The sequence below is a fragment of the Erythrobacter sp. RANMB8 genome (assembly GCF_056848235.1).
Window position 1 is genome coordinate 525,180 of the sequence record NZ_JBREHG010000001.1, and the last position, 14,186, is coordinate 539,365.

A 14,186-nucleotide genomic window follows, 5' to 3' on the forward strand; every position below is an offset into this window, starting at 1 on the left:
ACAAGCCTTGGGGGGCAGATCATCACCGGCGCGGGAGGGAGTTCGGGCGTGGATTTCGTGCGGTGCGATGGCCCGGAGCTGACGCTGGTGTTCGCACTGGAAGCGGGCGGCGCAGCGGATGTCGTCTATTGCGGTGCGCGCCTTCCCGATGGCGAAGACCTCGCCGCCCTTGCCGCCGCTGCCGCGCGCGGGCGGCACGAAAACCAGCCCGATATGCCGCCGGTTCCCGGCATCTGGCCGCAGCGCACCGCTGGCTGGCAGGGCACGCCGGCCGCCCGGTTCCGACGCGTGACGGGCGAGCCCATCTCGACCGATTTCCGGCTGACCTCATGGTTCCACGACGGGTGCGAGTTGACCTGCCGTTTCGAGGACGCACGCGCCGGACTCCACGTGTCGACCCATTGGGCAATCAAGGAAAGCGGTGCCGTTGTCTGCCTTGCAGAAGGCTGGAACGAAAGCGGCGAGGCGATCATCCTGGAACATATCGCCTCGCTCAACCTGCCCGTCCCGCCGCGTTTCGACAGCTTCACGTCATTCAGCGGGCGCTGGGCGGGGGAGATGCAGGAAAGCCGTCAGCCCATCGCCCCCAATGGCCTCGCCCGCACGTCGGCCGGGGGCAAGCCCGGCTTCGGCGGGGGCAACTGGCTGTTGCTTCACGCGGGTGAGGAGGTGCTGGGTGCACATCTTGCCACCAGCGCGGATCACGAAACCCGGATCATCTGCGACAATGCCGGATCGGGCGATGGGCGGGCGATGCTGCAAATCGGGGCGGCGCTGGCGCAGGGCGGCGAGAGGATCGAACCCCGGGGCGCATTCGGCGGGCAACCGGTGCTTTTTGCCCTCGCGCCGGACCGCAGCGCGCTGGCGCAGACCTTTCACCGCCACCTGCGTCACAGCGTCCTGCCGAACCGCAAGGACTGGGGGCCGCGCAAGGTCCATCTCAATTCGTGGGAGGCGCTGGGCTTTGCCTTGTCCGAGCCTGCGCTGATCGCCCTTGCCGAAAGTGCGGCGGCGCTGGGGGTCGAACGCTTCGTGCTGGACGATGGCTGGTTTGGCGGGCGCAGGGACGATACCACCAGCCTCGGCGACTGGTTCGTATCGCCCGATGTCTTTCCCGATGGCCTCGCGCCGATCATCACCCGTGTCCACCAACTCGGCATGGATTTCGGCCTGTGGGTTGAGCCGGAAATGGTTTCCCCCGACAGCGACCTCTACCGGCAGCATCCCGACTGGTGTCTGCATATCGAAGGCGGTGCGCGGCCGACGATGCGCGGCCAGCTGGTGCTCGACATGGCCCGCACCGAGGTGCGCGAATACCTGTTCGAACGCATTGATGCGCTGCTCGGCGAATACCCGATCGCCTATCTCAAATGGGATCACAACCGCGATCTGTTTCCCGCAGCAACGGGGCAGACGCAGGGGTTCTACGCGTTGCTCGATGCCCTGCGCGCCGCGCACCCCGCCGTGGAGATCGAAAGCTGTTCCAGCGGCGGGGGACGGATCGACTTCGGTGTGCTGGCCCGCTGCACCCGCGTCTGGCCATCGGACAACAACGACGCCATCGAGCGGCTGCGCATCATCCCGGCGTGGAGCCAGTTTCTCCCCCTCGAAGTGCTCGGCAGCCATGTCGGCCCCTCGCCCAATCCGATCACGGGTCGGCGGCTCGCCATGGATTTTCGCGCCAAGGTTGCGTTGTTCGGGCACATGGGAGTCGAGGCTGATCCGGCCCGCATGACCGAAAGGGAGCGCACAATCCTCGCCGCGCACATCGCGCTCTACAAGGACTGGCGCGGGGTGCTGCATGAAGGCGCGCTCCACCGCCTCGCGCATCCCGACCCGAACGTGACCGCAATGATGGTGACGCATCAGGGCAAGGCGCTGGCGCTTGCCGCACAGACCGCTTTCTCGCCCCTGTTCGACGCCGCGCCGGTGCGCCTTGCAGGGCTGGTGCCGGAGGCGCGCTACCGCGTCACCCTGCCCGAACCCTGGCCGGCAAAAGCCCGCCACTACCTCGCCAATGCCGATCAATGGCGCGCCGGGATCACCCTGACCGGCAGCGCGCTGATGACCCATGGCCTTGCCCTGCCCCTCACCCATCCCGAAACCGCGTGGCTGATCGCGCTGGAGACGCTCTCGTGAAACTCGGCTGCTGCTACTATCCCGAACACTGGCCCGAAGACATGTGGCCCGAAGATGCACGGCGCATGGCGGCCATGGGCCTCAGCCTCGTCCGCATCGGCGAATTCGCGTGGAGCCGGATCGAGCCCGAACCGGGGCATTACGACTGGGGCTGGCTCGACCGCGCGATCGAGACGCTGGCGGCCGCAGGACTTCAGATCATCCTCGGCACCCCCACCGCCACGCCGCCCAAGTGGCTGGTGGACCGGATGCCCGACATGGTCGCCATCGACGAACAGGGCCGCCCGAGGGGCTTCGGATCGCGGCGGCACTATTGCTTCAGCCATGAAGGCTATCGCGCCGAGTGCCGCCGGATCGTGACCGCGCTGGCAGAGCGATACGGCGCGCACCCGGCGATTGCGATGTGGCAGACCGACAATGAATATGGCTGCCACGACACAGTGCTGAGTTTCTCGGACGCGGCGGCTTCGGCGTTCCGGGGCTGGCTGGCGGCGCGTTACGGCACCATCGCCGCGCTCAACGAAGCCTGGGGCAATGTGTTCTGGAGCATGGAATACCGCTCCTTCGCCGAGATCGATCCGCCGCACCTCACCGTGACCGAGGCAAACCCCGCGCACTGGCTCGACTACCGCCGCTTCGCCTCGGATCAGGTGGCGAGCTTCAACCGCGAGCAAGTGGCGATCATCCGCGCCCATGCCCCCGGCGTGGACATCACCCACAATTTCATGGGCTTCTTCACCGAGTTCGATCATCACACCGTGGGCCGCGATATCGATGTGGCGACGTGGGATTCCTATCCGCTCGGCTTCCTCGAACAGTTCTGGTTCTCTGCGCAGGAAAAAGCCGCGTATCTGAGGCAGGGGCACCCCGACATCGCTGCGTTCCACCACGATCTTTATCGCGGGTGCTCGAACCGGCGCTGGGGCGTGATGGAACAGCAGCCGGGGCCGGTGAACTGGGCGCGCTTCAATCCCGCGCCGCTACCGGGAATGGTCGCCCTGTGGACGCTGGAAGCCGCCGCGCACGGGGCCGAGTTCACATCCTATTTCCGCTGGCGGCAGGCCCCCTTCGCGCAGGAACAGATGCATGCCGGCCTGCTCCGCCCCGACAGCACCGAGGCCGAGGCCGTGCCTGAAGTGAAGCGGGCAGCGGCGATGCTGGCAGAGATCGGCCCGCAAGCCGTGGCAAAAGCTCCGGTGGCGCTGGTGTTTTCCTATGAGGCCGCATGGGTGATCGGCATCCAGCCGCAGGGGCAATCGTTCCGCTATCTGGAACTGGTGTTCGAACACTACTCGGCATTGCGGGCGCGGGGGCTGGATGTCGATATTGTGTCGCCGGACGCCGATCTGGCGGGCTACCGGATGGTCGTGGTGCCGACCCTGCCAATCGTGCCGGACGGCTTTGCCGGGCGGTTGGCAGCGCTGGATTGCCCCGTCCTGCTGGGGCCGAGGTCAGGCAGCAAGACGGACAGTTTCCGGATCCCCGATGGCCTTGCGCCCGGGGCACTGAAGGCGCTGATCCCGCTGACAGTCACCCGTGTCGAATCCCTGCGCGACGGGATCGCCGAACCCGGCACGGCAGAGCCTGATGGCTGGCACATCACCCGCTGGCGTGAAGACGTGCTGTGCCGTCTCATACCGGATGTCGAGGATCTGGCCGGTCGCAAGGTCGTGTGCCGCAACAACAACATCCGCTACTGCGCGATCTGGCCCGACCGCGCGCTGCTGCGGCTGCTGGTCGAACGCATGGCGGGCGAAGCGGGGCTCGACGTGCTCGATCTGCCCCAAGGCATTCGCGTGCGCCGCAGCGCCAGCCACCTGTTCACCTTCAACTATTCCGCCGGGCAAGTGTTCGTGCCGCACCTCGGCGAGACCCTCGATCCTGCCGACTGGCACATCGCGCCGCTTTAGATCAGTTTCCGGTAATGATCCGCCAGCGTCTCGCTGCCGAACTCCGGCGTGAGGTCGGCGGAGTAATCTCCCGTCGCCGGATCGAGCACCAGCATGCTTTCGGTCGCGTAGTAATGCGCGATGCGTGCATATTCGGCTTTCTCGGCAAGCCAGCCGGAAACCCCCGCGCCAAGGCCCAGCAGCCGTGCGGCAAAGGTGAACATTCCGGGCGAGACCGAAGTGAACTTCGGCGCCTTGCCCGCCGCCGCGAACAGCAATTCGCCCGCATCACGCAGGCTGATCGCAGGGCCGGGACCGCCAACGGGCAGGATCTTGCCCAGCGTCTCGGGATTGTCGATGCACCCCGCGATGAACCGCGCCAGATCGCCGTCGCTGATCGGCTTGCAGCGCGTGAGGTTCCCGTCGCCGAAGATCAGGAAGGGCTTGCCCGCCTTGACACGGCCTACCTGTCCCGACAGCGATTTGAAGAACGCCGTGGGCCTGACGATGGTGTAGCCGATCCCGCTTTGCGCCAGGGCCGCCTCGAACTTCAGCTTGGCGTGCTGGAAGGCGAGCAGCGGCTTCTGCACGCAGATCGCCGACAGCAGGATGAACTGCCGCGCGCCTGCCGCCTGCGCCGCATTCAGCACGGCGAGGTTGGCACGGTAATCGACCGCCTCGGCATCCTTGGGTGCGCCCGAGCGCGATGCGATGCAGGAGATGACAACCTCTGCGCGCGCCCCGGCCATGAACGCCGCAAGCGCACCTGCATCGGCCAGGGCGGAGCGGGGCAGCACGGTCACCGCCTCGCCATCGGCCTGCAACTGCCGCACCACCGCCGATCCGATCGTCCCGCTTGCACCTGCGATCAGGATGCGGCGCGGCGTGGTGCGGGATGCGGTCATGCCCGCACCCTAGCGCGGCCTTTCCCGACACAAAAGTAGGAGTTGCCGCCGCCACCGTTCTCGGCCAGCCTCGGCTTCGCGAGCGAGCGAGCGACGGGAGAGCAGCGCCATGCAGGCTGAGTTTGATCTGGTGATCCGCGGCGGCACGATTGCCGATGGCACGGGCGGCGATCTGGTCGATGGCGATGTTGCGATCAGCGGCGGGCGGATTGCCGCGATCGGCAAGGGCCTCGGGCGCGGCGCGGAGGAGATCGACGCCAAGGGCAAGATCGTCACCCCCGGCTTTATCGACGTGCACACCCATTATGATGGCCAGTGCATCTGGGCCGAGGAGCTGTCGCCGTCCTCCTCGCACGGGGTCACCACGGCGGTGATGGGCAATTGCGGGGTCGGCTTTGCGCCCTGCCGCAAGTCCGATCACGACATGCTGATCAACGTCATGGAAGGGGTCGAGGACATCCCCGGCGTGGTGATGACCGAAGGCCTGCCGTGGGACTGGGAGACCTTCCCTGAATATCTCGACACCGTCGCCGCCGGAAAGCGCGACATCGATATTGCCGCCTACCTGCCGCATTCTCCCTTGCGGGTCTATGCCATGGGAGAACGCGGCGCGGCGCGCGAGGTCGCCACCGAGGATGATCTCGCCCTGATGCGCCACCTGACCGCCGAGGCAATGCGCGCCGGCGCGATCGGCTTTGCCACCTCGCGCCTCAGCATCCACAAGACCGCCGATGGGGAAGCGATCCCGACCTTCGATACCGACATTGCCGAACTGGAAGCGATCACCCGCGGCATGGGTGATGTCGGCGCGGGGACGTTCCAGGTGGTGCTCGATGCCTTTGTCGGGTGGGACAAGGAATACCGCGTGATCGAGCGGGTGATCGCCGCATCTGGCCGCCCGGCGACCTTTACCCTTGCCTCCGGCAATGACGCGCCTCCGCGCTGGCGGCGGGTGCTGGAAATGCTCGAGGCGACCAATGCTGCGGGCGGCATTGCCCATGCCCAGGTGATGCCGCGCCCGATCGGGCTGATTGCGGGACTGGAACTCACGGTGCATCCTTTCGTGCTGTGCCCGAGCTGGAGCAAGATCGCCCACTTGCCCATCCCCGAACAGGTCGCCGCGATGCGCGATCCGGCCCTGCGCGCGGCGCTGCTGTCCGAGGATTTCACCCCCGGCCACCCCTTCAACGAACTCGCCCGCAACTGGCGCTGGCTGTTCCCGCTCGACAATCCGCCCGATTATGCGCCGCCTGCGCATATGAGCATGGCCGGGCAGGCCGCTGCCAGGGGCTGCACCCCGCAGGAGATCGCCTATGACCGCCTGCTGGAGACCGAGGGGCGCGGGCTGTTCCTCGCGGCGCTGGGCAATTACGAGAACGCCAGCCTCGCCAGCGCCCACGAAATGCTGCGCCACCCCTATTGCGTCCCCGGCCTTGGCGATGGCGGCGCGCATTACGGGGCGATCTGCGACGCCAGCTATTCGACCTACCTTCTCACCCGCTTCGTGCAGCAGCAGGGCGACCTGTCGCTTGGCCTTGCCGAGGCGGTCCACATGCTCGGTGCCAAGGCCGCGCGGGCGGTGGGCCTTGATGATCGCGGCACGCTGCGCGTCGGCGGGCGGGCGGACTGCAACGTGATCGACCTTGATGGCCTGACGCTCCACCTGCCCGAAGTCATCCGCGATCTGCCCGCAGGCGGCCGCCGCCTCCACCAGCGCGCCACCGGCTACGAGGCGACCATCGTGGCGGGCGAGGTGATCCGCCGCTTCGACCAGTCCACCGGAGCGCGTCCGGGCCAGCTGGTGCGCGGCGCAGCCTATCGCGCCGCCGCTTGATTGTGTCAGGGGGGAGGTGGAGGCCCGAGCCGGAATCGAACCGGCGTGCAAGGATTTGCAGTCCTCTGCGTAACCACTCCGCCATCGGGCCGAGCCATCCGGGACAAAGCCGCGGACAGAGCGGGGCCACTAGCGATTCGGCGCGGGCTTGGCAACGCATGATTACTGCACTCCTGTTGACGCAACGTCAGTCTGGACGGGCGCAGCGCAGCGCGGCATGGCAGCGGGCATGACCATTGCCAGCCTGCTCGAACCCGTCACCGGCCAGCCCGGCCCCGCCCGCCTTGCCCACGCACAGGACTGGATGCAGGGACGCACCCTCTATGGCGGCGCATCGGCGCTGGTCGCCTACACCATGGCCACCCGTGCCTTTACCGGCCTGCCGCCGCTGCGTGCCGCACAGGTCGCCTTTGTCGCGCCAGTGGGCGAGGACATCGAACTCGCCGCCGAAATCATCCGGCAGGGCCGCAACGTCACGCAGGTGCGCAGCGAAATCCGCAGCGAGGGCAAAATCGCCCTGTCGGCCTTCTGGCTGTTTGCCGAAGGACGCGAGGCCAACGCCCTGCACCCTGCCGCCCCGCCCGAAAACTGGCCCGGCCTGCCGCAGGACAACGAAATCGTGACGCACAGCTTCGCGCCCAGCTTCGTCGCCAAGAATTTCGAGCTGCGCTACGGCCAGCCCAAGGGCGAAGGCCGCGGCGCGACCGTGCGGCGCTGGGCCCGCCTGACCGAGGCGCACGATCTCGACCCCGTGTCCAAACTGGTGCTGATGGGCGATGTCATGCCGCCCGGCGCAATGCGCGCCATGCGCCGCGTCGGCCCGATCAGTTCGATCAACTGGTCGTTCAACGTGCTCGACACCGAAAGCCGGTCGCAGGACGGCTGGTATCTCGCCGAAAACGCCAGCCAGCACGCCGATGCCGGCTATTCATCGGAACGGCTGCGGATGTGGGACACCGAAGGGCGCCAGGTGCTCGACGGGATCCAGTGTGTGGCCGTGTTCGGATGATGCACTGCAGGTGACAAAGGTGACACCCTGTCACCCTGAGAGCGTCGCGATTATTGTTTCTTCTTCAAGAATTTAGGCCGAAGAACGCCCTGCGGACGGACAGGGGAAGCAGCCCCCGTTTGCCCCGCTGCGGTCTTGCGACCACCCCGCCAGCGATGTGAATGAGCCGCCTGCCGCTTTAGTCAACGACAGGCATGTAGGAAACCACCCCGCCCCCTCGTCGCCCCGTGCCCGACACGGTGCCACGACGGGTTGGGGATGGCGGCTTTGGCCTCGCCCGGCCAAAAGCGGACATTCTGGAAACGACCCCGTTGTCGTCATTGGCGGATTTGCTAATCTCCTGTCTATGAACCCTAACCGCCTGACGTTATTTAATCTCTTGCGGGGGAGCATTCCTTTCATTCTGACGGGCTACTATTTGGACCGGCGCAATCTTCTCAAGGCTCGGCGATGGTCTGATCGCTATCTTGGTCGATCAGAACGCCCATACTATGCTATAGGCTTGGCAACCGATGGCCTGCTGATGATCCTTGAGAACCGTCATTCGGATGCAAAGCAGCGGTTTGCCGAGAGCCTTATGGCACCGCGTGACATCTCTACCGATCACGACGATGAATACGTGCGGGGATACTCTCAGCTTTGGCTGTCCATCATCGCTAGCGCAGAAGACAATGCCGCCTTCGACAGGCTGGGTGGCTCCGCAGGGCTCGCGGCCATGCGCGATGTATTGGCAAGTGGACCCGCCGGTGATTGGCTCAAGCGAAGGTTACGGCTGCCTGACCGTTGCAAGCTGGACCTTTGGAAAGAGAGCCAGGACACCGATGTGCCGAAGTTCTCTGCTGCGGAGGCTTTGGTTCAGAAATCCGAAATTCAGTTCAGTTTTTGACGGCAGCTTCCCACCCACCTCCCGACATTCCGCAGCATCCGCCCCGCTCCCGAAAGCGGACGCCGGTCAGGGTGGCTGTCGCCCGAATATTCGATAGTTTTCGAATTATGGCTTGAAGTCTCTCCGTCAACAGGTATTTCGATATTTCTCGAAAGGTGGCGGTGATGGATGATCTGAGCACGCAGGTCTGGGCGGTGGATGCGCTGGGTGCGCTGGCGCACGAGACGCGGCTTGCCGTGTTCCGGATGCTGGTGAAGGCTGGCCCCGGCGGCATGATCGCAGGCGCGATTGCCGAGGATTGCGGTGTCCCGCCCTCCACCATGTCGCACCACCTTGCCACGCTGGAGCGCGCCGGGCTGGTGCAGTCGCAGCGCGAGAGCCGCCTGATCCACTATCGCGCCGACTTTGCCGGGATGCGCCGCCTGCTGACCTTCCTGATGCAGGATTGCTGTCAGGGCGCGCCGGAAATGTGCGGTGACATGATGGCCGCAATGACCTCCCGAACCCCTGAACTGCGGAATTGCGATGTCTGATACGCGCTTCACCGTGCTGGTGCTGTGCACCGGCAATTCCGCCCGCTCGATCCTTGGCGAGGCGCTGTTCAATCATCTGGGTGAAGGCCCAAGGCAAGGCGGCGTGCGGGCCTTCAGCGCGGGGAGCAAACCGAAGGGCGTGCCGCATCCCGGTGCGTTGCGGCTGCTGGCGCGGCGCGGGATCGACACCGCGCAGTTCCGCTCCAAGAGCTGGGATGAATTCACCGCTCCCGATGCGCCCCCGATCGACCTTGCGATCACGGTCTGCGGCAATGCGGCGGGGGAGGCGTGTCCGGTCTTCCCCGGCAGCCCGCTGAAGGCGCATTGGGGCCTGCCTGACCCTGCCGAAGCGACCGGCACCGATGCGGAGGTGGACGCCGCCTTCGAAGAGACCTGGCGCTTGCTGGAAATGCGGGTGCGGGCCTTCCTTGCGCTGGACCGGGCGGGGCTGGACGGGCGGCAATTGCAGGCCGCGCTGGCCGAAATCGGCGCGATGGAAGGTGCGGCATGAGCGCCGAGGCTTCGCCGCTCGGCCTGTTCGAGCGCTATCTTTCCGTCTGGGTGCTGCTGGCGATCCTCGCCGGGCTGGGTCTGGGCCTTGTCGCACCCGAAGCGGTCGGCGTGCTGGCGGGGCTGGAATATGCCTCGGTCAATCTCGTGGTCGCAGGTCTGATCTGGGCGATGATCTTCCCGATGATGGTCGGGGTCGATTTCGGCAGCATCCGCGACATCGGCAGGAAGCCCAAGGGGCTGGTGATCACGCTGGTGATCAACTGGCTGGTCAAGCCCTTCACCATGGCGGCGCTTGGCGTCTTGTTCTTCGATTATCTCTACGCCGGCCTGCTTCCCCGTGCCGACGCGCAGGAATACATCGCCGGGCTGATCCTGCTGGGCGCGGCGCCCTGCACCGCGATGGTGTTCGTGTGGTCGCAGATGACGCGGGGCGATCCGGCCTACACGCTGGTGCAGGTTTCGGTGAACGATCTGGTGATGATCATCGCCTTTGCGCCCATCGTCGCGCTGCTGCTGGGCGTGACCGCAATTGTCGTGCCGTGGGAGACGCTGCTGCTGTCGGTCCTGCTCTACGTGGTGATCCCGCTGGTGGCCGGGGCGCTGACCCGCGGACGGGTGATCGCCGGCCACGGCGGGGATGCAGCCGCGGTCGAAAGCTTCACCGCGCGATTGAAGCCGTGGTCGATCATCGGCCTGCTGGCGACAGTTGTGCTGCTGTTCGCGTTTCAGGCGGGCACGATCATCGCCAATCCCTTGCTGATCGCGCTGATCGCGGTGCCGATCATCATCCAGTCCTACGGCATCTTCGCCGCCGCCTATGCCTGGGCCTACATGTGGCGGGTGCCCCACGCCATCGCCGCGCCCTGTGCGCTGATCGGCACCTCGAACTTTTTCGAGCTGGCAGTCGCGGTCGCCATCGGGCTGTTCGGCCTGTCGAGCGGCGCGGCGCTCGCCACGGTGGTGGGCGTGCTGGTCGAAGTGCCGGTGATGCTCTCGCTGGTCGCATTCGCCAACCGCACCCGCGCCCGCTTTCCCGGAGAGACAGCATGACCCGGCACACCCGCCTGCGCCCGCTGCCCGATCCGGCGCATCTGCCTGCGCTTAAGCCTGACTATGTCCATGCCCGCCCGGCGCTCGGCCTTGGCCCGATGGACCCGCCGCCCCGCGTGCTGCTGCTTTACGGCTCGCTCAGGGAACGCTCCTTTTCGCGCCTTGCGGTGGAGGAGGCAGCGCGGCTGCTGCAGTTCTTCGGCTGCGAGACGCGGATCTTCGATCCATCGGACCTGCCACTCCCCGATCAATATGCCGGTGACGATCACCCGGCCGTCCACGAACTGCGCGAACATTCGCTGTGGTCAGAGGCGCAGGTGTGGTGCAGCCCCGAACGGCACGGCACCATCACCGGCATCATGAAGGCGCAGATCGATCACCTGCCGCTCGCCTACAAGGGCCTGCGCCCCACCCAGGGCCGCACGCTCGCGGTGATGCAGGTCAACGCCGGATCGCAGAGCTTCAACACGGTCAACACGCTGCGCATCCTCGGCCGCTGGATGCGGATGTTCACCATTCCCAACCAGTCCTCGGTCGCCAAGGCTTACGAGGAGTTCGACGATGCCGGGCGGATGAAGCCGTCCGCCTATTACGACCGGATCGTCGATGTGATGGAGGAACTGGTGCGCTTCACCGTGCTGCTGCGCCCCCATGCGGAGCTGCTGGTCGATCGCTATTCCGAACGGGTCGAGCGCGATCACCCGGTCGCCACGCCTGCGGACAAGGCGGGGCTGACCGCAGACCGCTGAGCGGCGGGGCCTCAGACGTCTTCGAAGTTCGGCTTGCGGCGTTCCATTTCGGCCATCACCGCTTCGACCTGGTTGCGGCTGCGCATGATGGCGTGCTGTTCGATGCTTTCCTCCATCAGGATCGCATCGGTCTCGCGCTCCCACATGCCGGCCTGAAGCCGCTTGGCGGCGCGGATCGCGTGGGGGTTCTTGAGTGCGATGGTGCGCGCGATTTCCAGCGCGCGTTCGCGGGGGTTTTCATCGCAATAGGTCGCAAGGCCAAGCACCTGCGCCTCCGCGCCTGAAAATTCGCGGTTGGTGTAGATCAGTTCGCGCAGCACGTCGTCGCGCACGAGGCCCCGCCACAGGGCATAGCCGCCCATGTCGGGCACCAGCCCCCACTTCATCTCCATGATCGCCATGCGGGTTGCGGGGTGGACGATGCGGATATCCGCGCCGCTGGCGATCTGAAGCCCGCCGCCGAAGCACACCCCGTGCACTGCGGCGATCACCGGCACCGGCAGCTTGCGCCACTGCATCGCCACCTGCTGCGGGCGGTTGGCATTGCCATAGGTGCGTTCGGTCAGGCCGGGTTCGTCCTCAGCCGGCTTGCGCGAGAAGTTCGACAGGTCGAGCCCGGCGCAGAACGCTCGCCCCTCGCCCGAAAGCACCACGGCGCGCAGGCCCTTCATCCGCTGGAGCGCGTGGCCCGCTTCGATGATGCGTTCGAACATCTCGTGATCGAGCGCATTCATCTTGTCCGCCCGCACAAACCGCACCTCGGCGACGCCATCCTCGCCAAGATCAATGGCGACGCGGTCATTGGCGATCGTGGTGGCAGTGGCGGTGGCGGACATGGCTGGATGATCCCTCAAGGCGTGATGATTGCCCGCAAGATTGGCGCAAGCCCTGCCTCAAGTCCAGAGCCGTGCGGCGGCTCAGGCAGGGGTGACGGGTGCCAGCGCAAAGCCGCCCTGCCCCGGCGGCGCATCGAGGAAATAGCCGCCTTCGGGATGGGTCGCGATCAGGCGGGCAAGGCCGAAAGGTTCCAGCTTGGCCCGCACCCGTGCCACGTGCACGGCGACGCTGTTGGTTTCCGGTTCGATATGGATGCGCCATACCTCGGCCAGCAGATCGCGGCGGGTCAGGCGCTCGCCCGGCGTTTCGGCAAGCCGCCACAGCAGCGCGAATTCGCGCGGGTGCAGGCCCAGCCAGCGCCCGTCGATCCGCCCGTCGCGGTGAAACAGGTCGAGCGTCACATCCCCCGCCTCGCGAAAGCGCGGCATCACCGCATCAGGGCCGGGAAAGCCGCCCTGCGTGACGGGGGCATTCACAGCAGCCCTCCGGCGCGCATCGAATAGACCGCCTCTGTGGTGAAGATCAGATGGTCGATCAGCTCGATATCGAGCGCCCGCGCAATTTCGGCCAGCCGGCGGGTGGCTGCGATGTCAGACCCGCTCGGGCGGCAATCGCCCGAAGGGTGGTTATGGGCAAGGATCATGCCCCGCGCGCCCAGCCGCAGAGCCTCGCCGAACACCTCGCGCATCCGCAGCGACAGGGCGCTGAAGCTACCCATGCCGATCGCCGTATCGCCGAGGTAGGAACGCCCTTCATCAAGAAAGATCACATGGCCGCGTTCGTGGCTGCTGCCCGGTGCCAACACCACCTTGCCGAGATAGGCGACCAGCGCGGACAGCCCGTCGGCCTGCGGCGCTCTGGCCTGCTGGCGGGTCTGGAGCGCGGCGATCACCACGATGGCGCACCTGCGCAGGGCGAGAACGGTTCAGGCAGCATCAGGACGCAAGCTCCCGCAGCATGGATCAGGTCTGGAAGTGCGGCGGCCGGGTGGCGGTGATCCGCCAGTCGCGATAGTCGCCGAAGCGCTGCCGCCGCCGGACATGGCGCACAAAACCGCCGAAGATCAGCAGCAGCTGGCCATAGGCGGGCCCCACCGACAGCAGCAGGTAGGCAAACGGCGAAATCGAATCCATCATCCCGCGTGCGCCATGCGCGCCCACCGCCACCAGCTGCAAACCGGCGACCCACAGCGGGTAATTGCGGTTGGCGTTGAGCGCGACCAGCACGAAGGCCGCCAGCGCGGCGGCATCGATTGTGACCCCCACCCAGGCGAGCGGGCCGAAGTGGATATTGCCGAGCGCCAGCGTCCGGAACATATAGATCGGCACGACCATCGCGACCACGAAGATACCGATCAGCCACCGTTCCGGGCCTGCCCCCCAGCGCCATATCGCCAGTGCCAGCATGACACTGGCGATATGCTGGGCCACAACCCGGTATTCGTTGAACAGATCGAGGATCATGAGGCCTGCAATCAAGCCGCGTTCAGGGCAGCCGGACGTTCCGGCGCGGCAACCGCGGTGGCCGGGATTTCGGTCGGCATGCCACCATCGCCACCGGCGTGGACGCGGGCGACCTTGCTGAGTTCGTCATGCACCCGCAGCAGGTTGGTCGACATCGACAGCGCCTGCGATTCGGCTTCGGTCAGCCGCATCAGCGCGCGCTGGCCGGTGTGCACCTCGACTTCGGGGTTCTGCCGCGCGGCGAGCATGGCCTGCTTCAGGCGCGCCATGGCGATGATCGCCTCATCGGCCAGCGCCTCGGCTTCGCGGATCAGTTTCTTGAGATTGTGAGCGTCGCTCAGGATACGATCGGTCATTGCAGTTCTTTCGACCCGCCGCG

General features: G+C 66.4%; 15 protein-coding genes and 1 tRNA gene. 9 read left to right on the forward strand and 7 right to left on the reverse strand.

The genetic code is table 11. The features are described 5' to 3' along the window. Positions 1-48: 48 nt before the first annotated feature. Both ACU0AG_RS02365 and ACU0AG_RS02370 read left to right on the forward strand, forming a co-directional pair. Entirely contained in the window at positions 49-2,139 is a 2,091-nt protein-coding gene (locus tag ACU0AG_RS02365; RefSeq protein WP_482780654.1) for an alpha-galactosidase, read from the forward strand. Further along, positions 2,109-4,049, forward strand: coding sequence for a beta-galactosidase (locus ACU0AG_RS02370; RefSeq protein WP_482780655.1), 1,941 nt, complete (start codon positions 2,109-2,111; stop codon positions 4,047-4,049). Before ACU0AG_RS02365 ends, ACU0AG_RS02370 begins: the two co-directional genes overlap by 31 nt. Here the strand turns inward: ACU0AG_RS02370 and ACU0AG_RS02375 are convergent. Next, positions 4,046-4,933, reverse strand: coding sequence for an NAD(P)H-binding protein (locus ACU0AG_RS02375; protein ID WP_482780656.1), 888 nt, complete (start codon positions 4,931-4,933; stop codon positions 4,046-4,048). The two genes, ACU0AG_RS02370 and ACU0AG_RS02375, sit on opposite strands and share 4 nt — an antisense overlap. 109 nt (positions 4,934-5,042) lie before the next feature. On the opposite strand from ACU0AG_RS02375, the gene ACU0AG_RS02380 reads away from it, so the two are divergent. Beyond that, positions 5,043-6,767 carry an N-acyl-D-amino-acid deacylase family protein gene (locus ACU0AG_RS02380; RefSeq protein WP_482780657.1) on the forward strand — a complete coding sequence of 575 codons (1,725 nt, stop codon included), beginning with the start codon at positions 5,043-5,045 and terminating at the stop codon, positions 6,765-6,767. Between the two features lie 17 nt (positions 6,768-6,784). Here ACU0AG_RS02380 and ACU0AG_RS02385 read toward each other — a convergent pair. Continuing rightward, positions 6,785-6,858 (reverse strand) — tRNA-Cys (locus ACU0AG_RS02385). Positions 6,859-6,996: 138 nt separating this feature from the next. Between ACU0AG_RS02385 and ACU0AG_RS02390 the strand changes: the two genes are divergently transcribed. The 6 genes from ACU0AG_RS02390 to arsH all read left to right on the forward strand — a co-directional run bounded on the left by ACU0AG_RS02390 (position 6,997) and on the right by arsH (position 11,507). Continuing rightward, positions 6,997-7,776, forward strand: a complete 780-nt coding sequence (locus ACU0AG_RS02390) for an acyl-CoA thioesterase (protein WP_482780658.1) — start codon at positions 6,997-6,999, stop codon at positions 7,774-7,776. Positions 7,777-8,122: 346 nt separating this feature from the next. Further along, positions 8,123-8,662, forward strand: a complete 540-nt coding sequence (locus ACU0AG_RS02395; RefSeq protein WP_482780659.1) for a hypothetical protein — start codon at positions 8,123-8,125, stop codon at positions 8,660-8,662. 164 nt (positions 8,663-8,826) lie between these two features. Continuing rightward, positions 8,827-9,195 (forward strand): ArsR/SmtB family transcription factor, encoded by a 369-nt coding sequence (locus tag ACU0AG_RS02400; RefSeq protein ID WP_482780660.1) that lies wholly within the window; start codon positions 8,827-8,829, stop codon positions 9,193-9,195. After that, the gene (locus tag ACU0AG_RS02405) at positions 9,188-9,706 is read left to right on the forward strand and encodes an arsenate reductase ArsC (protein ID WP_482780661.1); all 519 of its coding nucleotides are present in this window, start codon (positions 9,188-9,190) and stop codon (positions 9,704-9,706) included. Before ACU0AG_RS02400 ends, ACU0AG_RS02405 begins: the two co-directional genes overlap by 8 nt. Beyond that, entirely contained in the window at positions 9,703-10,758 is a 1,056-nt protein-coding gene (gene arsB, locus ACU0AG_RS02410) for an ACR3 family arsenite efflux transporter (protein WP_482780662.1), read from the forward strand. The genes ACU0AG_RS02405 and arsB overlap by 4 nt, the downstream gene beginning before the upstream one ends. Then, positions 10,755-11,507, forward strand: a complete 753-nt coding sequence (gene arsH / locus ACU0AG_RS02415; RefSeq protein ID WP_482780663.1) for an arsenical resistance protein ArsH — start codon at positions 10,755-10,757, stop codon at positions 11,505-11,507. The genes arsB and arsH overlap by 4 nt, the downstream gene beginning before the upstream one ends. 11 nt (positions 11,508-11,518) lie before the next feature. Here arsH and ACU0AG_RS02420 read toward each other — a convergent pair whose 3' ends face one another. From ACU0AG_RS02420 to ACU0AG_RS02440, 5 genes are all read right to left on the reverse strand, one after another. Then, complete coding sequence (locus tag ACU0AG_RS02420; protein ID WP_482780664.1) at positions 11,519-12,343, reverse strand: crotonase/enoyl-CoA hydratase family protein; 825 nt, start codon at positions 12,341-12,343, stop codon at positions 11,519-11,521. An 81-nt stretch (positions 12,344-12,424) separates the two neighbouring features. Further along, the gene (locus ACU0AG_RS02425) at positions 12,425-12,820 is read right to left on the reverse strand and encodes a winged helix-turn-helix domain-containing protein (RefSeq protein ID WP_482780665.1); all 396 of its coding nucleotides are present in this window, start codon (positions 12,818-12,820) and stop codon (positions 12,425-12,427) included. Further along, a complete protein-coding gene (locus tag ACU0AG_RS02430) occupies positions 12,817-13,239 on the reverse strand; it encodes a JAB domain-containing protein (protein WP_482780666.1) in 423 nt (140 codons plus the stop codon). The genes ACU0AG_RS02425 and ACU0AG_RS02430 overlap by 4 nt, the downstream gene beginning before the upstream one ends. Before the next feature lie 67 nt (positions 13,240-13,306). Next, complete coding sequence (locus ACU0AG_RS02435) at positions 13,307-13,822, reverse strand: hypothetical protein (RefSeq protein WP_482780667.1); 516 nt, start codon at positions 13,820-13,822, stop codon at positions 13,307-13,309. Further along, positions 13,819-14,163, reverse strand: coding sequence for a hypothetical protein (locus tag ACU0AG_RS02440; RefSeq protein ID WP_482780668.1), 345 nt, complete (start codon positions 14,161-14,163; stop codon positions 13,819-13,821). Before ACU0AG_RS02440 ends, ACU0AG_RS02435 begins: the two co-directional genes overlap by 4 nt. Positions 14,164-14,186 lie beyond the last annotated feature (23 nt).

Excerpts from the sequence above, each read along its gene's own strand:
- ACU0AG_RS02395 (WP_482780659.1), top strand. The coding sequence starts at position 8,123 with ATGAACCCTAACCGCCTGACGTTATTTAATCTCTTGCGGGGGAGCATT.
- ACU0AG_RS02405 (WP_482780661.1), top strand. The coding sequence starts at position 9,188 with ATGTCTGATACGCGCTTCACCGTGCTGGTGCTGTGCACCGGCAATTCC.
- ACU0AG_RS02375 (WP_482780656.1), bottom strand. The coding sequence starts at position 4,933 with ATGACCGCATCCCGCACCACGCCGCGCCGCATCCTGATCGCAGGTGCA.
- ACU0AG_RS02440 (WP_482780668.1), bottom strand. The coding sequence starts at position 14,163 with ATGACCGATCGTATCCTGAGCGACGCTCACAATCTCAAGAAACTGATC.
- ACU0AG_RS02420 (WP_482780664.1), bottom strand. The coding sequence starts at position 12,343 with ATGTCCGCCACCGCCACTGCCACCACGATCGCCAATGACCGCGTCGCC.
- arsB (WP_482780662.1), top strand. The coding sequence starts at position 9,703 with ATGAGCGCCGAGGCTTCGCCGCTCGGCCTGTTCGAGCGCTATCTTTCC.
- arsH (WP_482780663.1), top strand. The coding sequence starts at position 10,755 with ATGACCCGGCACACCCGCCTGCGCCCGCTGCCCGATCCGGCGCATCTG.
- ACU0AG_RS02390 (WP_482780658.1), top strand. The coding sequence starts at position 6,997 with ATGACCATTGCCAGCCTGCTCGAACCCGTCACCGGCCAGCCCGGCCCC.
- ACU0AG_RS02400 (WP_482780660.1), top strand. The coding sequence starts at position 8,827 with ATGGATGATCTGAGCACGCAGGTCTGGGCGGTGGATGCGCTGGGTGCG.
- ACU0AG_RS02380 (WP_482780657.1), top strand. The coding sequence starts at position 5,043 with ATGCAGGCTGAGTTTGATCTGGTGATCCGCGGCGGCACGATTGCCGAT.